Below are 19044 nucleotides of genomic sequence, written 5' to 3'. Positions count from 1 at the left end.
GAAAGCGTTCAGGTGTTCACGAGACTGGCCGCGATGTTCACCGACAGGCCCAGGATCAGCACGTTGAAGAAGAAGGCCAGCACCGAATGGCCGAGGACCAGCTTGCGCATCGAGCGCGTCATCACGGTGACGTCCGAGGTCTGGACCGCGACCGCGATCGTGAACGAGAAGTACAGGAAGTCCCAGTAATCCGGCTCCAGTCCCTCGTCCGGGAAGCGCAGCGGCTGCCTGCCGGCGGGCGCGCGGTAGTAGAGGTGGGCGTAGTGCAGGCAGAACAGCACCCCGACCAGCAGCCAGGAACCGATTACCGTGAGGGCCGTGAAGGCATAGTGCAGCGCGATTTTGTCGGCGGGCAGGTGGTCCATGTGCGCCAGTTCGGAGACGATGGCGTACAGGCTCAGCATCGCGCCGACGACCAGCGAGAACAGCACGGTGCCGGCGCTCTCGTCATCCCGGCTCGCGATCCTGCGGACCTTGTGGTGGTCGGCCCGCAGCATCATCCATCCCATCCCCAGCAGGTAGGACCAGACCCCCGCATTCCAGCCGACCAGGGCGCGCCGCAGCCAGGGGTGGGACTCCGGCCACAGCAGGCCGACGGCGGCGCCGAGCGCGATCGCCAGCGTCAGGTGCGGCCGGTTGTGGATGAGGTGGCGGAGGAAGGACTTGTCCATTAACCGGCTTTCTGTGCGGCGACTTCCGCCTCGTGGTGGGGAAAGCGGTCCATGCGCGACAGCACCGGGAACAGCTTCATCCAGGTGCCGGTGACCACCAGCGTGGCGGCACCGCCGAACAGGATCGCGCGCACCAGGCCGAACCAGCTGGCGGTCAGGCCCGATTCGAATTCGCCCAGCTCGTTCGAGGCGCCGATGAAGACCGAGTTGACGGCGCTGACGCGGCCGCGGATCTCGTCCGGAGTCTCGTACTGCACCAGCAGGTGGCGGATGTAGACGCTGACCATGTCGCCGACGCCGAGCAGGAACAAGGCGGCCAGGGCGATGCCGAAGCTGTGGACCAGGCCCATGGTGACGGTGGCGGCGCCGAACAGGGCGACCCCGCCGAACATCCAGGCGCCGACCCTGCGCGTGATCGGCCAGAAGGCCAGCGCGATCGAACACAGGGCCGCGCCGGCGCCGGGCGCGGTGCGCAACAGGCCCAGGCTGGTGGGGCCGGCCTGCAGCACATCGTGGGCATAGGCCGGCAGCAGGGCGGTGGCGCCACCGAACAGCACCGCGAACAGGTCGAGCGAAATCGCGCCCAGCACGATCGGGCGGGTCCACACGAAGCGCAAGCCTTCGAGCAGGGTATGCCAGCTGACCGGTGCCTTGTTCATCGCCTGCGGCGCGCTCTTCGTGCCTTTCATGAGCAGCACCGACAGCGCCAGCAGGGTGCTCGACACCGCGTACACGACGTTCGGCCCGAACACGTACAGCAGGCCGCCCAGCACCGGGCCGAGGATGATCGCCACCTGCATGTTCGAGGAGCTCAGCGCGACCGCCTGCGAGAACTCCTGGGTCGACACCAGGTTGCGCAGCACGGCCTGCTGGGCGGGCATCATGAAGGCGCGCGCGCTGCCGTACAGCACCAGCACCGCATACACCGGCCACACGACGGTGCTGCCGGACAGGGTGAACAGCACCAGCAGCAGGCTGCACAGCAGCTGGGTGCCCAGGCACCACAGGACGATGGTGCGGCGGTTGTGGGTATCGGCGACGTGGCCGGCCCACAGGATCAGCACCAGGAAGGGCGCGAACTGGGCCAGGCCGATCAGGCCGAGGTCGAACAGGCTGTGGGTGATCTGGTACACCTGCCAGCCGACGGCCACGCTCTGCATCTGGACCGCGAGCGTGCCCAGGAAGCGGGCGGAAAGATAAAAGGCGAGATTACGGTTGCGCAGGACGCCGAGGCGGCCCGTGGGGGAAATCAGTGACATAAAGTGGAATGAGATGGTGGCAGGAATGCCAACGCTCATTGTGCCTGATGTCGGGACAGTGCGCAGTCATTACGGCCGCGCACGGCCGTAATGACGTAGGGTCGGCACGGAGTGCCCACCCTACGGTTACTTCTTGAACCTCAGCGCAAACTTGTCGTCCGGCGTCTCCATCTTGAAGAAAGGCTGCTCGCGCGGATCCGACGCCACGTGCAGGTAGTCGCTGCGCGCATCGAGCTTGAAACCGGCCTTGGTGATTTCCTGGACCACGGTGTCTTCGTCGATGCGGTGCAGGGTCTTGGTGGCCGTCAGGCCGGCGCCCTTCTTGGCCGCGTTGTCGACGATGACCAGCAGGCCACCCGGCTTCAGCGCTTCGTACAGGCGCTTGTTCATCGCCGCGCGGTCGGTCGGGGTGTTGGCGATGTCGTGGTAGGACATGTTGATGGTGATGAGGTCCAGCGGCGGCGTGCCTTTCGGGACCGGATCGTTGAAATCCGCGACCACCGCGTGCAGGTTGGGCAGGGTCGAGCCGCCCACGCGTTCCTGCAGCTTGGGATTCGGCTTCGCGTTCTGGGCCCATACCTCGCCCTTCGGACCCACGGCTGCCGTCAGCAGGGACGCGGTGGAACCGCCGCCCGAGGCGATGTCCAGGGCCTTCATGCCGGGACGGACCTCGGCGAAGGCCAGGAACTCGGCCGGCTTGCGCTTGGCGTCGGTCTTGCGGTCGTCGTCGGTGCGGATCGGGCTGGCGATCGCGGCCTGGTAGCCGGAACCGGCAGGCTGGTCGGCGGCGTACACCAGGCCGCCGGCCAGCAGCGCGGCGGAGAGTGCGGAAAAGGCGAGGGCGGAGCGAAGCGGATTACGCATGGTTGGACCCTTCATCGAAGTTGAGAAAGCGCCTCAGGACTGCGCCAGGTCGGCCTCCGTGGTGAAGGCGTCGGCGTAGAATTCCTCGGCCGGCAGGCCGCACTGGGCCACGTAGTCGCGGCGCGCGGAGTCGACCATGATGGGCGCACCGCAAGCATACACCTGGTAGCCCGACAGGTCGGGAATATCCTGCATCACGGCGGCGTGCACGTAGCCGCCGCGGCCCGTCCACGCATCTTCCGGCAGGGCGTCCGAGATCACCGGTACGTAGCGGAAGTGCGGCAGCTCGCGCGCCCACTGTTCGCACAGTTCGTGCATGTACAGGTCCTGCGGACGGCGGCCGCCCCAGTACAGGTGGACCGGACGCGCCGACTTCAGGTGGATCATGTGCTCGACCAGGGCCTTGACCGGTGCGAAACCGGTGCCCGAAGCCAGCAGCACGATCGGCTTGGCGGATTCCTCGCGCAGGAAGAAGGTGCCGAGCGGACCTTCGAAGCGCAGGATGTCGCGCTCCTTCATAGTCGAGAACACGTGGTCGGTGAACAGGCCGCCCGGCAGGTGCCGGATGTGCAGTTCCAGCGGGCCGCTGAAGGAGGGCGCGTTGGCGATGCTGTAGGCGCGGCGCTTGCCGTCCTTCAGCATGAATTCGACGTATTGGCCGGCGCGGTAGGCGAGGGCTTCGTTGGCCGGCAGCTGCAGGCTGAGGATGGCCACGTCCGGCGCGGCGCGGCGGATGGCGGTCACGCGGGTCGGCATCTTGCGCACCGGGTAGTCGGTGCTGCCGCCGACTTCGCGCGCCTCGATCGTCACGTCGCCTTCGGGGACGGCGCAGCACATCAGCGCATAGCCCTGCAGCTTTTCCTGTTCGGACAGGGCGCGCTGCTGGTGCGGCTTGTGGTGGACGGTCCCTTCGACGACCTTGCCCTTGCAGGAGCCGCAGGCGCCGTTCTTGCAGCCATACGGCAGTCCGATGCCGGAGCGGATCGCCGCCGCGAGCACGGTTTCGTCCTGCTCGCATTCGTAGTGGTGGCCGCTGGGCTGAACGGTAATCTGGAACGTCATACAATCCTCGGAATGAATACTTTAAATAATGTCAGGTTCAACAAGCCGCGCCTCCTGATCGTGGGCTGCGGCGATGTCGGCATGCGCCTGCTGCCGCTGGTCAGGGAGCGCTTTCGCGTGTTCGCCGTCACCAGCCAGCCGGCGCGCCGTGCCGAGCTGCGGGCCGCGGGGGCGATTCCCATCGTGGCCGATCTCGACCGGCCGGACACGCTGCGCCGCCTGGCGCGGCTGGCGCCATGGGTCGTGCACCTGGCGCCGCCGCCGCGGCAGGGCGCCCTGGATTTGCGCACGCGAAATTTGACCGCCATTCTACCCGAGGGGACCCATGTGGTTTATATCAGCACCTCCGGCGTTTATGGCGATCGCGGAGGGGCCCTGATCGACGAGACCGCGCCGCGCGCCGCCCGCAACGCCCGCGCCCGGCGCCGTGTCGACGCCGAACAGGTGCTGCGCGCCTGGGCCGTCGGCACGGGCGGACGGGTGTCCATCCTGCGCGCACCCGGCATCTATGCGGCGGAGCGCCTGCCGCTCGAGAGGCTGCGCCAGGGCACGCCCGCGCTGGCGGCGGCGGACGACGTCTACACCAACCACATCCACGCCGACGATCTCGCCCGCCTGGCCCTGCTGGCCCTGTTCCGGGCCCGGCCCGGCCGCGCCTACAACGCCAGCGACGATACCCATATGAAGATGGGCGACTACTTCGACCTGGTGGCCGACGCCTTCGGACTGCCGCGCCCGCCACGCCTGCCGCGCGCCGAGCTGGAAAAGGCGGTCTCGCCGATGCTGCTGTCCTTCATGTCGGAGTCGCGCCGGCTCGACAACCGCCGCATCGAGCGCGAATTGCGGGCCCGGCTGCACCATCCGCGGGTCGAGGTGGCGGTGCGGGAAATGGCGAAATAAGGTGCTCTTAAGCAAAAGATAACTGGTCCGTGTATCATTCGGGGTAGCTGCTTCGCAGCCATATAAATACTACCCATACCCCAAAACTATCGGATTTTTCGCGACCCTATGCGGGTTGTGAAGAATATCCCACGGATTGTTATTTTAGAAAGAAGACCATGCCCATCAGAAGGATACCGGAGGGTTCCGTCTACGACCCGAACCGGGTTCTCGACGCCGTCATCAACAAACTCAGGCTCAAGAACGACGCCGCGCTGTCGCGCGTGCTCGAAGTCGCACCGCCGGTGATCAGCAAGATCCGCCATAACACGCTGCCGATCGGCGCGACCATCCTGCTGCGCATGCACGAGGTGTCCGATTACAGCATTCGCGAACTGCGCGCGCTGATGGTGCGGGCCGGCGGCGAGTCCGGTTCCGGGGCTGCCGCGGCCTGATACGCCGGAAGCCGGGCCGGCTCGAAAACCCGTCCCGGCGAAGATCCGGCGCGGAAGGCCGGATCAAGGTAATGTCATTGGTGGCAGGCTTCGGCTTGCAGCCTGTCGCGCGATGGGCCTGCGCAGAAGGCGACGGCGCTGGAGATGCCGGTGGCGCGTGCTTTCAGCTTGTCCCGCGAGGGGCCTGCACAGAAGGCGATCTCGCTGGAGACGTTCGTACCGATTGCTTTCAGCTTGTCACGCGACGGTCCGGCGCAGAAGGCGACGTCGATGGCGCGTGCTTTCAGCCTGTCGCGCGAGGGTCCGGCGCAGAAGGCGACCTCGGTGGCGCGTGCTTTCAGCCTGTCCCGCGACGGTCCGGCGCAGAAGGCGACCTCGGTGGCGCGTGCTTTCAGCTTGTCACGCGACGGTCCTGCGCAGAAGGCGGTCGCTTCGGCGGCTTCCACAAACGATCCCGGATAGGCCTCGCCGAAGGTGGCTTCGTACAGGTCGCGCATGCGGTCGCCGCTGTCGAGGCGGAACTGTTCGTCTTCTTCGGTGCCGTCCATGCCGACGTAGGGATAGTGGTGCAGGAAGTAGCCGAACACGCGCTCGCAGTCGGTGGCGTACTTCATGGTATCGAGGATGTGGTAGTGCCAGAACGTATCGACATCGGCCAGCGGCGCGGTATCTTCTTCAGGAAACAGCTTCATCAGGCACAGGAAGCGCCGGTATTCCTTTTCTACAGCGTTGACTTTCTCCAGGCTCCAGCCTTCTCCCGATTCGACGTGCATCAGCTTCATCTTGATCGGTTCCAGGTCGAGCTCGGTCACTGCTTTGAACAGGTCGTTGGCGTTCATGATCATCCTCAAATGTATTGACAGCATGTTTTGAACAGCTTCCCTTGTCGCATTGTAATTCCATCTGTTGCAACTGCTAAACTATTTATCAATCGTGCATGATGATTTTTGGCAGCATTTTCAGACTTCTTGATGTGCGCTGCATGTGATTAATGTAATTTAGGAAATAAGCTTAGGCTTTGATATATGTTAAAGTTTTTGGTTTTTCATTTGACATTTATCAAAGAGGAATGGTGTACTAAAGCGGGAACCGCTGTGCATCGATCAGCGCAAAACCGTGCGCGATGGCAAATACAGAGCCGGGGACTTGGGCGGAGAAGAAAGGGAAGAGGGCGATGAACCGGCCTGCATCGGCGCCGGTTGCTTCAGATGACGGCCGAACCGGCGCCGTGCTCCTGGTGGTCCTGCAGGACATGCTCGCATGCGTTCACGACCGGCGCCGACACCGTCACCGTGGTGCCGCCGCCGGGCTTGCTGAACACGGCACAGGTGCCGCCGAGGATGATGACGCGTTCCTCGATGCCGACCAGGCCGAAGGACCCGGACTTGAGATGTCCGCCCGGCGGCAGGCCGCAACCGTTATCCCGCACCATGAGCGACAGCCAGCCGTCGTTCAGGCTCAGCTCGACCCAGACCCTGGTCGCGTTCGCATGGCGCACGACATTGGTCAGCGATTCCTGCAGGATGCGGAAAAATGCGGTTGCGCAGTGGTCGGGCAGGGCGATCTCCCCCTGCTCGTTGCGCAGCTCGCAGGGGATGCCGGTGCGCCGTTCGAACTGGTTGACCTGCCACTCGACGGCAGCCGACAGGCCGAGGTCGAGCACGGTGGGGCGCAGGTCGTTGATGATCTGGCGTACGCTCTTGATGATGGTATCGATCTGCTGCAGCGTCTCGCGCGCGCGTCCATGCAGGTGGCGATGGCTTGACTTGGTGCGGGCGGCCAGCATCTCGCCTTCGATGCGCAGCGCCAGCAGGTTCTGGCCGAGATCGTCGTGGATCTCGCGCGCGATGCGTTTGCGTTCCAGCTCCTTGATCTGGTAGGCATGATCGGCAAGGCGGCGCAGCTTCTGGTGCGACAGCTGCAGCTTGTTCTGGCTCTCGCGCAGTTCGCTGGTCATCTCCTTCGCCAGTTCCAGCGCGGCGCGGCGCGACGACGTCAGGGTCTGCACCAGCGCAAACAACAGCATCGAACCGAGAAAACCGAAAGCCATCATCAGGTTCGGATAATGCACGTCGAAGTCGGTGTACAAGGCGGACTTGGGCACGCTGAACACGGTCGTCCACGGACGGCCGTTGAAATCCAGCGGCAGGGTCACCGTGAACAGGTCGTGCCTGGTGTCGAGCGGAGGGCTGGGACGCTCGAGGGTGCCCTGGCTGTCGTACAGCGTCATCTTGCGCCCCGGATCGTCGCCGGCTTCGTCGTCCACATGGGGGCCGGTCTCGTACAGGGTCATCCTCAGGTTCGGCACCGAGATTTCTTCCATCACCCCTTTCAGCAGCTTGGTGACGCTGAAGGCAATCCCGATCGATCCGAGGTAGGCGGTACGGCGCTGCGCGACGCTGTCGCGCCGCAAGCCTGCCCGGTAGACGGGCATGCGCATGCCGAGGTAGACATCGTTCGGACGGGACAGCACCGGGATCGGCGTGCCGGAGGCCTGCACCGTGCCTTCGTCCCGCTCCCGCGACAACATGTCGCCGAAATAGGGATTGCTCATCAGGTCATACCCGTACATGCCGGACAGCTGCCCCTGCGGCTCGATATAGGCAACCGGAAGATAGGCTGGCCGGGTATTCGGCGGCACGATGTCCAGTTGGGCGGCGCGTGCCCCGAGCGCGCTCTTTTCGGCGCGCAAACGGCGCACGAAGTCCTGGCGCTCGCTCGCGCGGACGTACACGGCGAAATTGATGAAGTCGAGGGCGGGATAATCCCGTGCCAGGTTCAGGCCGTTCACGTAATCGTGGAACAGGCGCTGCGTCACGGTGTCGGCGCTCTGCAGGGTGCTGGCGCTGGCGCGCAGCAGGTCGGTATAGGACTTGATCCGGACTGCGATCACGCTCTGGGCGTACTTGCAGTGGTTGAAAAAGCGCTGCTGGGCATCGCTCTCGATCGAACGCGCCGTGAACAGGTGGGCGATGCCGCCGATCAGGGACGATAGCAGCAGTCCGGTCCAGAACGAGAACCGGGTAACCGAAAATGCGTCTCTCAGTACCCTCGACATCGGCCATCCCTGAATAGTAACCAGCTGCAACTTACGGTCTTTGGCGCCAGGGCGTACCTAGCTGTTCGACTAGTTGTGGCCGCCAAGAAAAAAAAAGCCCGGCAGGAACCGGGCTTCGGCGGAGGCGGCACGGTCGGCCGCCGGCGCAGGGCTTACTTGCCCCAGCTATCCTTCAGCGTGGTCACGCGGTTGAACACCGGCTTGCCCGGCCGGGAATCGACGCGGTCGGCCACGAAGTAGCCGTGGCGCTCGAACTGGAAGCGCTGTTCCGCTTCGGCCGACTTCAGGCCCGGCTCCAGGTAGGCGGTGACGGTTTCCAGCGCGTTCGGGTTCAGCAATTCCTTGAAGTCGCGGCCGCCGGCGTCCGGATTCGGGTCGCTGAACAGGCGGTCGTACAGGCGTACCTCGGCCTCGAGCGCGTGGGCGGCGCTGACCCAGGTGATGTTGCCCTTGACCTTGTAATTGTCGGCGCCCGGGGTGCCCGATTTCGAATCCTCGAAATAGTTCACGTGCACCGCGGTCACATTGCCGTCCGCGTCCTTGTCGAAGCCGGTGCACTCGGCCACGAAGCCATACTTCAGGCGCACGCGCGAACCCGGCTTGTCGGCGGTCGGCGGGCTGAAGCGGTGGTAGCCCTTGGTCGGGACTTCCATGAAGTCTTCCTGCTCGATCCACAGTTCCTTGGTGAACGGGAAGCTGCGCTGGCCCATCTCCGGGTGGTGCGGGTGGACCGGGGCGCTGCATTCGACCGTCTCGCCTTCCGGGAAATTGTCGACGATCAGTTTCAGCGGACGCAGCACGGCAATCGCGCGCGGCGCCTTCGGATCGAGGTCGTCGCGCAGCGAGCCTTCCAGCGTGCTCATGTCGATCCAGCCATCGGCCTTGCTGACGCCGATGCGCTCGCAGAACAGCTGGATCGATTCCGGCGTGTAGCCGCGGCGGCGCAGGCCGACGATGGTGGGCATGCGCGGATCGTCCCAGCCGGTGACGATCTTCTCGTCGACCAGCTGGCGCAACTTGCGCTTGGACATGACCACATAGGTCAGGTTCAGGCGCGAGAATTCGTACTGGCGCGGCACCGGACGCTGGAAGAAGCCGCCCTCGGCCAGGGTCTCGACCAGCCAGTCGTAGAAGGGGCGGTGATCCTGGAATTCCAGGGTGCACAGCGAATGGGTGATGTTTTCCAGCGCATCCGAGATCGGGTGGGTGTAGTCATACATCGGATAGATGCACCACTTGTCGCCGGTGCGATGGTGATGCGCGTGACGTATGCGATACAGAGCCGGGTCGCGGTTGGTCATGATGGGCGAGGACATCGCGTCTTCGCTCATCTTGGCGCGCAGGATGTGTTCGCCGTCCTTGTACTTGCCGGCCTTCATGTCGCGGAAGAGCTGCAGCGATTCCTCGACCGGGCGGTTGCGGAACGGCGAGTTGGTGCCCGGCGTACCGAAGTTGCCGCGGTTGCGCGACATGTCCTCGGCGCTCTGGCTGTCGACGTAGGCATAGCCCTTCTGGATCAGGTACTCGGCCATCGCGTACAGCTGGTCGAAGTAGTCGCTGGCGTAGTGCAGGTGCTCCTGGCCGCCTTGCTCCCACGAAAAGCCCAGCCACTTGACGCTGTCCATGATGGTGTCGACGTATTCCTGGTCTTCCTTCTCCGGATTGGTGTCGTCGAAGCGCAGGTTGCAGCGGCCCTGGTAGTCGCGTGCCAGGCCGAAGTTCAGGCAGATCGACTTTGCGTGGCCCACGTGCAGGTAGCCGTTCGGCTCCGGCGGGAAGCGGGTGATTACGGAAGGCATGCCTTCGCGCTCGTGGGTGCCAGCCGCCAGGTCGGATTCGACGATCGCGCGCACAAAATTCGACGACGGCGCAGGTGCCGCCGCCGCGGAGTTCTTCTCGTTGCTCATGAATTAGTTTTAGATGGGTAAGATTGCAGGCATTTTACCGTAGCTATGTGGTAAAGCGCACGGTTTGCCGGGAGGCCTCTGGGCATACTTGGGGATATTGTCTCCCGCCACAAGGCCGCCGGCGCGGCATGTCCTGCCTGTCAAGATGGCGTTTTCTATAGGATAATCCCGGTTTGAAGTTTTTACGGGCATCAGCCGGAGAGTTCTAAGTGGAAAATTTATACGCGATCCTCGGCGTCGCGCCGAACGCGACGGACGACGAGATCAAGAAAGTCTACCGCTCGCTCGCGATGCGCTACCACCCGGACCGCAACCAGGCGCCGGGCGCGGAAGCGCGTTTCAAGGCCGTCACCAAGGCCTACGAGGTCCTGTCGGACCCGGCCAAGCGCGCCGAATACAACCAGAGCGTCAACCACCGCATCGTGCTCGATGCCGAAGGTGAGGCCTTCGAATTGTGGCGCTCGGTGTTCGCGCTGAATGGCGTGAACCTTCCGCACTGAATGCGGCATTAACGAAAGAATTGAAGCAACCATGAAAAAAGTACATCCGGAATTCGCTTTCCAGTCGCGCGAACTGGAAGGCCAGATCGAAGGCACGCTGGGCGATCCGCCGAATCGCAAGAACTACGACATGATGGTGCAGGCGCTGGTGTCGGAATACGCCAACGGCGACGGCCTGGACGACGTCAACATGATGGCCTTCGCGCTGGTCGACCGCATCCGTTTCACGGATCCGAAGGGCCTGATCCGCGAAGCCATGGACTACGAAGGCGACGATCCGGCAAAAGTCTTTGCCATGGCCAACTGCGACGGCGCCGACGGCAAGGATGAGGAAGGCAAGGCCATGTACGCCTCGATCTGCGAGAACCACCCGGAACTGGCGCGCCAGGCCATCGTCACCGCCTTCCTGTACAAGAACCAGGCGCGCTGGGAAGACGACGACCAGTCGCTCGACCAGCTGGCGAAGGACGACGAAGGCGACGACGACGAGCTGGATGAAACCGCCGCCGGCGACGATTTCACGCAGATCTTCGACCCGGAGGGTGAGCGCGAATGAGCGACGAAACCAAATCCAATCTGCCGGCACTGACCCGGCAGGTCAATGAACTGGTGCTGGCCGGCTCGCTGCAGCACGCCGAGGAAGCCCTGTCCAAGGCCGCCGACGAGCACGGCGACTATGCCGTGGCCGAGGTGCTGTCGACCCTGCCGCCGCAGGTGACGGCCCTGCACCTGGCCGGCTTCGACGGCGCCAAGACCTCGGTGGCGACCCTGCTGGTGCCGCCGAAGGCCTGGGCCGAGAGCCTGGCCTACCTGGCCGCCACCTGGCCGGACGACATGATCGAGGACGATCCCGAGCGTATCGCCGAGAACCTGTTCAACCACATCCACGGCGTGGTCTACGCCACCGACGACGAGGACCGCCGCCACGAGCTGCTGAGCGAGGCCTCCAGCTCCGACTGGGGCGCGACCGCCTTCGCCATCGTCTGGTCGCTGGCGCCGAAGGAGATCCTCGAAGTGGCCGGCGAGATCTCCAGCCGCGGCCGCTACGTGACGGGCCAGACCACCTCCGACAGCGACATCGTGCCGCTGGCGATCGACCTGGCCAAGGCCAGCGAGGACGGCTGGGAGCGTTCGCTGCTGGAGCTGTTCCCGGAATACCGCAACACCGCCGACCTGGCCGACGTCGAGCTGCCGGAGGACCCGGACGAGGAGTCGGAGTTCCAGCATCGCGGCACGCGCGAACTGCTGTACCGCCTGCGCAAGCAGGTGCCGTCGGTCCGCGGCACGCCCAAGCGCAGCGCCCGCCGCAGCATGGGCACGGACATCTTCTCGTGAACGGAGCCATCGCAAGCATGCTGCCGGCAATCGTTATCGAGAAGCTGCCTCGCCTGATCCGCGCGATCAGGCACCTGGCGGAGACCGCCACGCCCGACGAAGCGGCGGGCCTGGCCGACGAACTCGCCGGCATCACCGCGATGGTGGCCGAGAAGTTCACCAACGACCGCACCGCCGAAGGCATCCAGCGCGCCTTGCTCTTGAGCGTCGGCGGGATGTCGCTGGGCCTGGAGTACCTGCTGGAAGAGGAAACCGACGACGAAGTCGGCGACAAGGCCGCGGCCGGGATCCTGGTCTCGGAAGGCGCCGAGCTGGTGTTCCAGCAGGGCTTCCGTTTGATTCGCGAACTGGCCGCGCTGCCCGAGGACAGCCTGGTGGGCGAGTACGACACCGACCCGGTGTACGCCCAGCGCCGCCTGAAGGAGCTGTTCGTCGACATCTGCACCGCCGATCCGGGCGAGACCTGGTCGGGCTACGAGCGTTACCAGGGCCAGCTCAAGCAGCGCCAGGGCGTGCAGGCGATCGTGCGCGCGGCCCAGTGGCTGCGCCGCCATCACTACGAAGGCCCGGTCAAGGATCCGGACCTGAACGCCGAAGGCGTGATCGCGCTGGCGATCGTGTTCGGCATCGAGGGCGGCGGGCGGATCGTGGCGCGCACCGGCCAGAAGGAGTTCGAGCGCTTCGTGAAGGCGGTGCGCAAGAACAAGCCGGACTTCGAGACCGGCTGGGCCCAGCTGCTGGAAAACATTCCGGCGCCGCACCACGCCATCATCGCCGAGCGCATCGCCCTCTACCGCAACAGCGACATCATCCGCGACATCGGCGGCGGGATGCCGCTCAAGCAGCTGTTCGTCGAGCTGGAAAACTTTGCCGGTTCCGAGATCGACGCCGAGTACCCGTAGGGTGGGCACACCGTGCCCACGTCGGACGCGCCCACCCTACATCAATCCAGGATTCGGCAAATAAATCTTCTTGAACAGCAGGATGTTGGTTCTTGCTGCTCAAATCCGGCAAATTTATTGCCGAGTTGGCCAGCTCATCCATGCCGTTCGTGCGCCATGCTCCGGTCAACAGGGCTACCATGCAGCTCTCTTTCGTCAACAAAGCAAGGAGATCGACATGTTGCAAGCACGCGAAATCCAGCAGCGTTTTTCCCACATCCAGCAAACCATCAAGGACGCCGAGCAGGCCTGCCGTTCGCACGACGCCCCTGACGACCTGAAGGACTGTATCGAGAAAATGGCCCGCGAATCCCAGCAGGCCCAGCAGGTGATGCAATCGAGCGACCAGCAGCGCATGGTCGAAGCGGTCGACAACCTCGAATCGATGGGCGACGAAGCCAAGCGGATCAGCCGCTCGGCATCGAGCATGTCGCCGGAGCTGGAGACGGCGGTGACCAAGGTCCACGCCGAACTCTCCAACCTGAAGCACCAGCTCCACTAATCAGAGAACCTTCTTCTCCCTCAGGGCGGTGATCTCCTCACCGCTCTTGCCCAGGATCTCGGCCAGCACCTCCTCGGTATGCTGGCCGAGCAGCGGGGGCGCCTTGGCGCTGGTGGCCGGCGTGGCCGACATCCGCATCGGGCTGCGCACCAGCTTCACCTCACCCGCGGTCGGGTGCGGCAGGGTCATCTCGATGCCGCGCGCCTTCACCTGCTCGTTTGCGAACACCTCGTCCAGGTTGTTGATCGGCCCGCAGGGCACGCCCACATCTTCCAGCATCGCGATCCATTCGTCGCGCCCGCGCTCCTTCACCATATCGGCCAGCAGCGGAACCAGGATGTCGCGGTTTTTCACGCGCTGGGGGTTGGTGGCGAAGCGTTCGTCGAGCGCCAGTTCGGGGCGGCCGCCGGCCTGCACGAACTTCTGGTACTGGCCGTCGTTGCCGGCGGCGACGATGATGTGGCCGTCCGCGCAGGCGAAGGTCTGGTAGGGCACGATGTTGGCATGGGCATTGCCCCAGCGCTTGGGACGCTTGCCGCTGTTCAGGTAGTTGCTGCCGACGTTGGCCAGCATCGCCACTTGCGTGTCCAGCAGGGACATGTCGATGTACTGGCCTTCTCCGGTGCGGTCGCGGTGGGTCAGCGCCGCCAGCACGGCGACGGTCGCGTACATGCCGGTCATCAGGTCGGTCAGGGCCACGCCGGCCTTTTGCGGACCGCCGCCCGGCAGTTCGTCGCGTTCGCCGGTCACGGACATCAGGCCGCCCATGCCCTGGATCAGGAAGTCGTAGCCGGCGCGGTGCGCATACGGACCGTCCTGACCGAAGCCGGTGATCGAGCAGTAGACGATGTCCGGCTTGACCGCCTTCAGCGACTCGTAGTCCAGGCCATAGCGCTTCAACTGGCCGACCTTGAAGTTCTCCAGCACGACGTCGCAATGGCGCACCAGTTCGCGCAGCAGGGCCTGGCCGTCCGGGCTGGCGATATCGACCGTCACCGAACGCTTGCCGCGGTTCGCCGACAGGTAGTAGGCCGCCTCGCCGGTCGGCTTGCCGTCAAGCCCGGGCGCATACGGCGGACCCCAGGCGCGGGTATCGTCGCCGCTGTCCGGGCGCTCGATCTTGATCACGTCGGCGCCGAGGTCGGCCAGGTTCTGCGAGCACCAGGGGCCGGCCAGCACGCGCGAAAGATCGAGCACGCGGATGTGGTTCAATGCTGCCATTCTGTCTCCAATGGATGGGTAATTATCGAAGGGATTATATCGGGCGCTAGACGGCGGTGCCGGGCGCGCTCAGGGCCTGGGCGAACTGGTCGCGCTCGCGGTCGACGATGGCGTCCACCACACGCTCGTCCAGCCCCATCGCTTCCAGCACGAAGGCGGACAGCTGCAGGCTGGCTTCCAGCGTCTCCGGCACCACCACGCTGGCGCCGGCCAGCTTGAGGACGCGCGCATGCCGCTCGTCGCGCGAGCGGGCGAACAGGCGCGCGTGCGGGAACTCGCGCCGGATCCCGCGCACCGCCTGCAGCGCCGACGAGGGGTGGTCCATGGTCAGCACGATGGCCGGCGCTTCGTCCGCATGCACGCGGCGCAGCAGCTCGGGGCGGGCGGCATTTCCGAAATAGACGGGGATGCCCTCGGCATGCAGCTTCGACACCAGCTTGGCGTCGTTCTCGAAGGCCACGTAGGGAATGTGCTGGCTGGCGAGCAGCTTGGCCAGTTGCTGGCCGACGCGGCCGAAGCCGGCGATGACCACGCGGCCGCGCGCTTCTTCCAGCCCGGCTTCCATCTTCTGCGCTTCGAGCTCGCGTACCTGGCTTTCGGCACGCTCGCCGATCGTGCGTCCGATCCGCGCCAGCAGCGGCGTCAGGAACAGCGACAGGCCGACCGCCAGCATCACGCGGCCGCCCAGGCTGGCGTCGAGCAGGCGGCTGCTGACCGCGTAGCCGATCACGATGAAGGCGAATTCGCCGCCCTGGCCCAGCAGCAGGCCGCCTTCGAGCGCGCGGCCCCAGGGCAGGCCGCCGATCCGCATCAGGGAAGCGATCACGCCGGCCTTGATCAGTACCAGGACCAGCACCGCGCAGGCCAGCCACAGCGGCGCGTGGACGATCTGCAGCGGGTCCATGTTCATCCCGACCGTCATGAAGAACAGGCCCATGAGCAGGCCCTTGAAGGGCTCGACCATCAGCTCGACCTCGTGCTTGAACTCGGTCTCGGCCAGCAGCAGGCCGGCGATCAGGGCGCCCAGCGCCATCGACAGTCCGGCCATCGACGACAGGCCGGCGATGCCGAAGGTGGACAGCAGGATCAGGGCCATGAACACGTCCGGCTGGCGGTGGCGGGCGAAGGCGCGGAACAGCGGGTGGACGACCCGTCCGCCGATCAGGTAGATCAGGGCGATCGCCACGGCCGCCTTGCCCATCGCCAGCAGCGCCAGCACTGTCACGCTGTCGCCGGGCGCGTGGCCGCCGAGGGCGCCGATCAGGATCAGGATCGGCACCACCGCCAGGTCCTGCAGCATCAGCACCGCGAAGGCGGCCTGGCCCAGCGGTGTGCCGGTGGTCTGGCGCTCGCTCAGCAGCTGCATCACGACCGCGGTGGAGGACAGCGACAGCACCAGGCCCAGCACCAGAGAAGTCTCGATGCGCTGGCCCAGCAGCAGGAAGACGGCGCCGCCGAGCAGCAGGGCGCACAGCAGGACCTGGGCGGTGCCGGCGCCGAACACCCAGCGCCGCATCGCCCACAGGCGCGCTGCCGACAGCTCCAGGCCGATCATGAACATCAGGAACAGCACCCCGAGTTCGGCCAGCATGGCGACGTCCTCGTTGTTGGGGAAGGTGAACCAGGCCAGCCAGGGCAAGTCATGGGCCAGGCGGCCCAGGCCGAAAGGCCCGAACAGGGTGCCGACCGCCAGGAAGCCCAGCACCTGGTTGATGCGCAGGCGCTGGAGTAGCGGGATCAGGATGCCGGCGAGGCTGAGGAACAGCAGGATTTCCCGGAGAAAGGGAAAGGGGTGTTGCTCTTGCACGGAATACGGCCTTTCATGACGACGATCCGGGACATTGTATAACGCGTGTTCATGTTGCCGGTAAAACATTACTTGCCACTTTGCCAGCATTCTTCGTACACTGCGTGATCTATTCCGATCATTCCGAACATGGCTTATCCAGACTACGAATCGCGCGTCATCGCAGCCGTAGTGGCAGGCACGCTGCTGCCCCGGTGGCTCGACCTGCCACCCGTTTCCGCAGCTATCGTAAGCGGGCTGCTGGGCGCGGCGCTGTTCATGCTCGTCGAACGCCTGATCAGGCGAGAGCGATGAAATTCGACGGCATGCCCGACAAGCCATCCAGCCTGCTGTTCCTCCCCGGCGCCCTGGGCCGCACCGAATTCTGGCATCCGGTCGCGGATCTGCTGACGCATCCGGCGCACAAGCTGCACCTGGGCTGGCCCGGCTTCGGCGGCGTGCCGCCGGATCCGGCCGTCCGCGGCATCGACGACCTCGTTACCATGGTGCTCGGCCACATCGGCCGCCCCGGCGCCCTGGTCGCCCAATCGATGGGCGGCGTGGTCGCCATGCTTGCCGCGCTGCGCAGGCCGGAACTGATCACCCACCTGGTGCTGTCGGCGACGTCGGGCGGGATGCGCATGGACGAGTTCGGGGCACAGGACTGGCGTCCGGCGACCCGTGCCGCGCATCCTCTCCTGCCGGACTGGTTCGCCGCCTACCACGAGGATCTGACGCCGGCCCTGTCGGCGCTGCGGATTCCGACCCTGCTGCTGTGGGGCGACGCCGACCCGATCAGCCCGGTCAAGGCCGGCGAGCGCCTGGCGTCCGTGCTGCCGCTGGCGGAGCTGCACGTCATCCCGGGCGGCGAACACGATGTCGCCGCCACCCATGCGGGCGTGGTCGCGCCCCTCATCAACCGACACCTGTCGAGGTAAACATGACGCTGGCCCGGATCGTCTTCGCTCTCCTGATCGCCGTGACGCAAGCGGCCAGCGCCAACGGCGACGACAGGCAGGACAGGGAAGTGCTTGTCGTTCAACTGCGGGAAGACAGCTTCCTGGGATCGCCGGACGGGCCTTCGGCGCCGCCGCATTACTCGAAAAAGCTGGAATCGATGGAAGGCGTCATCGGCGAGGGCATCTATTCCTCGCCCTACCAGGGCTGGCAGATCCGGATCCCGACAGTGGCCGGCAATCCGCGGGTCCACGTTCACCAGGCGCTCATCGCGCGCAGGCCGGACGGCACCGTCATCACGAGCCACGTGCTGTTCCTGCCGGATGGCGGCTTCGGGGCGCAGGCCGTCGTGGTGACCCGCCTGCGGGACGACAGGCCCAAGAGCCGCACCGAGATCCTCGCCCGGTTCGCCCCGGGGAGCGCCGCCGAATTCGCCCGGTACGAGAAGCAGGGCGTGAGCTTCAAGGCGGTCGACGGCCCGCTGGGACAGGCGCTCCAGCGTACGGTCAGGAACCGTGCCTTCTCGTGGCACTTTCCCTATCGCGTCATGATGGATACGGCGCAGGAGAAGGGCAGCCTCGGCGTGTCGCGCTATGTGGTGACAGGCGACTTCCTGTGCGAGTTCAGCATCATCGTCGACGGCGCCGCCGCGCCGAGCTTCGAGGCGCTGCAGGCGCTCGCCGAACGCGAGCTGGACGCGCTGATCGGCGGGATGCTGAAAGCGCCTCAGTAGCTGACGGTCAGCTTCATGTTGAAGGGCACCACGCCCTCGCAGGGCTGGCCGCCGCATTTGCCCGGCGTGTACTTGAGCAGGCCGGCGGCGGTGCCGATCGCACGCTTGAGGTCCGGGGCGAGGGAACCCATGGTGGTGACGCTCTTGACCTTGCCGTCCGCATCCACCGCCACGTACAACAGCACGTCGTCGTTCAGCCCGAAGCGGCCGGCCAGCTTCGACAACCCGGCATACAGGTCCTGCGCGCCCTTGAGCGGGTAGGGCGGATCGTCGCCCACGTCCAGCGCCGGATAGTAGGAGCGCACGAAACGCTGCTGGTCCGGCGTCAGTTCGGCGAAACCGCGGTCCAGCGGCAGCGGTCCTTGCGCCACCTTGTTCGGTATATGCGAGCCGACCGGGGCGTTGCTGGACGACAGGGAATAGTTGGCGGACGTGGTGGCGCGCGACGGCAGTTCCGGCCTCACGTCGGCCCGCATGCCGTTTTCGAAGCGCACCTCGGCGCGGCGGCCGCTGCCGGCGAAGGTCATCGTGCCCTTGCCATGGCGCCGGCCGTTCTTCCATTCACCCTCGTAGGCGCCGCCGAGCATGTAGCTCATCTTGCCGGTGCCGTCTGGCTTGCCGTCCTTCCATTCGCCCTGGTAGCGGTCGCCCTTCGGGAACAGGCCGTCGGCGACGCCGGTGCGATGGCCCATGCGGACCTCGCCCTCGTACTGCATGCCGTCGGCATCCTTGAAATAGCCCTTGCCGTCGGGGACGCCGTTGGTGACGGTGCCGATATAGATGCCGCCGTCGGGCATCTTGAGCTGGACTTCGCCCGGCGCCATTGCCGGCGCGGGCGCCGCCTGGGCGAGGGCATGGTTGGCGCCGCCCAGGGCCAGGCCGAGGGCGAGCAGGAAAGCGGCAGATTGCACGGA

The 19044-nt window shown here is 65.5% G+C and carries 19 protein-coding genes; 9 read left to right on the top strand and 10 right to left on the bottom strand.

Features of this window, described 5'->3' with window-relative positions; all coding sequences use genetic code 11:
* Nucleotides 1–8 precede the first annotated feature (8 nt).
* The 4 genes from AC1DOQ_RS17205 to AC1DOQ_RS17190 form a co-directional block, all read right to left on the bottom strand.
* A complete protein-coding gene (locus AC1DOQ_RS17205; protein ID WP_477366754.1) occupies nt 9–671 on the bottom strand; it encodes a DUF1345 domain-containing protein in 663 nt (220 codons plus the stop codon).
* Complete coding sequence (locus tag AC1DOQ_RS17200; protein ID WP_477366751.1) at nt 671–1930, bottom strand: MFS transporter; 1260 nt, start codon at nt 1928–1930, stop codon at nt 671–673. The genes AC1DOQ_RS17205 and AC1DOQ_RS17200 overlap by 1 nt, the downstream gene beginning before the upstream one ends.
* Nucleotides 1931–2056: 126 nt before the next feature.
* Nucleotides 2057–2794 (bottom strand): class I SAM-dependent methyltransferase, encoded by a 738-nt coding sequence (locus tag AC1DOQ_RS17195; RefSeq protein ID WP_477366748.1) that lies wholly within the window; start codon nt 2792–2794, stop codon nt 2057–2059.
* Between the two features lie 33 nt (nt 2795–2827).
* Nucleotides 2828–3856: a CDP-6-deoxy-delta-3,4-glucoseen reductase gene (locus tag AC1DOQ_RS17190; protein WP_477366745.1), complete on the bottom strand. Its 1029-nt coding sequence runs from the start codon at nt 3854–3856 to the stop codon at nt 2828–2830.
* A gap of 12 nt (nt 3857–3868) precedes the next feature.
* On the opposite strand from AC1DOQ_RS17190, the gene AC1DOQ_RS17185 reads away from it, so the two are divergent.
* Together AC1DOQ_RS17185 and AC1DOQ_RS17180 are read left to right on the top strand one after the other, a co-directional pair.
* Nucleotides 3869–4756 carry an NAD-dependent epimerase/dehydratase family protein gene (locus tag AC1DOQ_RS17185; protein ID WP_477366742.1) on the top strand — a complete coding sequence of 296 codons (888 nt, stop codon included), beginning with the start codon at nt 3869–3871 and terminating at the stop codon, nt 4754–4756.
* Between the two features lie 158 nt (nt 4757–4914).
* On the top strand, nt 4915–5190 hold the full coding sequence (locus AC1DOQ_RS17180) for a hypothetical protein (protein WP_477366739.1): 276 nt from the start codon (nt 4915–4917) through the stop codon (nt 5188–5190).
* Nucleotides 5191–5264: 74 nt separating this feature from the next.
* Here AC1DOQ_RS17180 and AC1DOQ_RS17175 read toward each other — a convergent pair whose 3' ends face one another.
* The 3 genes from AC1DOQ_RS17175 to AC1DOQ_RS17165 all read right to left on the bottom strand — a co-directional run bounded on the left by AC1DOQ_RS17175 (nt 5265) and on the right by AC1DOQ_RS17165 (nt 10155).
* A complete protein-coding gene (locus tag AC1DOQ_RS17175; RefSeq protein ID WP_477366736.1) occupies nt 5265–6029 on the bottom strand; it encodes a glycine-rich domain-containing protein in 765 nt (254 codons plus the stop codon).
* A gap of 365 nt (nt 6030–6394) precedes the next feature.
* Nucleotides 6395–8248 (bottom strand): sensor histidine kinase, encoded by a 1854-nt coding sequence (locus tag AC1DOQ_RS17170; RefSeq protein WP_477366733.1) that lies wholly within the window; start codon nt 8246–8248, stop codon nt 6395–6397.
* A 152-nt stretch (nt 8249–8400) separates the two neighbouring features.
* Nucleotides 8401–10155 (bottom strand): glutamine--tRNA ligase/YqeY domain fusion protein, encoded by a 1755-nt coding sequence (locus AC1DOQ_RS17165; protein ID WP_477366730.1) that lies wholly within the window; start codon nt 10153–10155, stop codon nt 8401–8403.
* Between the two features lie 209 nt (nt 10156–10364).
* Here AC1DOQ_RS17165 and AC1DOQ_RS17160 point away from each other — a divergent pair, with 209 nt between their 5' ends.
* The 5 genes from AC1DOQ_RS17160 (at nt 10365) to AC1DOQ_RS17140 (ending at nt 13433) form a co-directional block, all read left to right on the top strand.
* Nucleotides 10365–10655, top strand: coding sequence for a DnaJ domain-containing protein (locus AC1DOQ_RS17160; RefSeq protein WP_230027315.1), 291 nt, complete (start codon nt 10365–10367; stop codon nt 10653–10655).
* A 31-nt stretch (nt 10656–10686) separates the two neighbouring features.
* On the top strand, nt 10687–11211 hold the full coding sequence (locus tag AC1DOQ_RS17155; protein WP_477366727.1) for a hypothetical protein: 525 nt from the start codon (nt 10687–10689) through the stop codon (nt 11209–11211).
* The gene (locus AC1DOQ_RS17150) at nt 11208–11990 is read left to right on the top strand and encodes a hypothetical protein (RefSeq protein ID WP_477366724.1); all 783 of its coding nucleotides are present in this window, start codon (nt 11208–11210) and stop codon (nt 11988–11990) included. Before AC1DOQ_RS17155 ends, AC1DOQ_RS17150 begins: the two co-directional genes overlap by 4 nt.
* Before the next feature lie 17 nt (nt 11991–12007).
* On the top strand, nt 12008–12892 hold the full coding sequence (locus AC1DOQ_RS17145) for a hypothetical protein (protein ID WP_477367022.1): 885 nt from the start codon (nt 12008–12010) through the stop codon (nt 12890–12892).
* A 217-nt stretch (nt 12893–13109) separates the two neighbouring features.
* Nucleotides 13110–13433 carry a hypothetical protein gene (locus AC1DOQ_RS17140; protein WP_477366721.1) on the top strand — a complete coding sequence of 108 codons (324 nt, stop codon included), beginning with the start codon at nt 13110–13112 and terminating at the stop codon, nt 13431–13433.
* On the opposite strand, the gene AC1DOQ_RS17135 is transcribed toward AC1DOQ_RS17140, so the two are convergent.
* Both AC1DOQ_RS17135 and AC1DOQ_RS17130 read right to left on the bottom strand, forming a co-directional pair.
* Complete coding sequence (locus AC1DOQ_RS17135) at nt 13434–14654, bottom strand: CaiB/BaiF CoA transferase family protein (RefSeq protein WP_477366718.1); 1221 nt, start codon at nt 14652–14654, stop codon at nt 13434–13436.
* A gap of 46 nt (nt 14655–14700) precedes the next feature.
* Nucleotides 14701–16461 (bottom strand): cation:proton antiporter domain-containing protein, encoded by a 1761-nt coding sequence (locus tag AC1DOQ_RS17130; RefSeq protein ID WP_477366715.1) that lies wholly within the window; start codon nt 16459–16461, stop codon nt 14701–14703.
* Nucleotides 16462–16751: 290 nt separating this feature from the next.
* Between AC1DOQ_RS17130 and AC1DOQ_RS17125 the strand changes: the two genes are divergently transcribed.
* Both AC1DOQ_RS17125 and AC1DOQ_RS17120 read left to right on the top strand, forming a co-directional pair.
* Nucleotides 16752–17378, top strand: a complete 627-nt coding sequence (locus AC1DOQ_RS17125) for an alpha/beta fold hydrolase (RefSeq protein ID WP_477366712.1) — start codon at nt 16752–16754, stop codon at nt 17376–17378.
* Between the two features lie 89 nt (nt 17379–17467).
* Entirely contained in the window at nt 17468–18130 is a 663-nt protein-coding gene (locus tag AC1DOQ_RS17120; RefSeq protein WP_477366709.1) for a hypothetical protein, read from the top strand.
* Here the strand turns inward: AC1DOQ_RS17120 and AC1DOQ_RS17115 are convergent.
* Nucleotides 18124–19041 (bottom strand): hypothetical protein, encoded by a 918-nt coding sequence (locus tag AC1DOQ_RS17115; protein ID WP_477366706.1) that lies wholly within the window; start codon nt 19039–19041, stop codon nt 18124–18126. The two genes, AC1DOQ_RS17120 and AC1DOQ_RS17115, sit on opposite strands and share 7 nt — an antisense overlap.
* Between the last annotated feature and the right edge of the window lie 3 nt (nt 19042–19044).

The sequence above is a fragment of the Massilia sp. 01N417 genome, assembly GCF_056399645.1.
The sequence above is the reverse complement of the archived record's forward strand: the minus strand, read 5'-3'. Positions and strand labels throughout refer to the sequence as shown.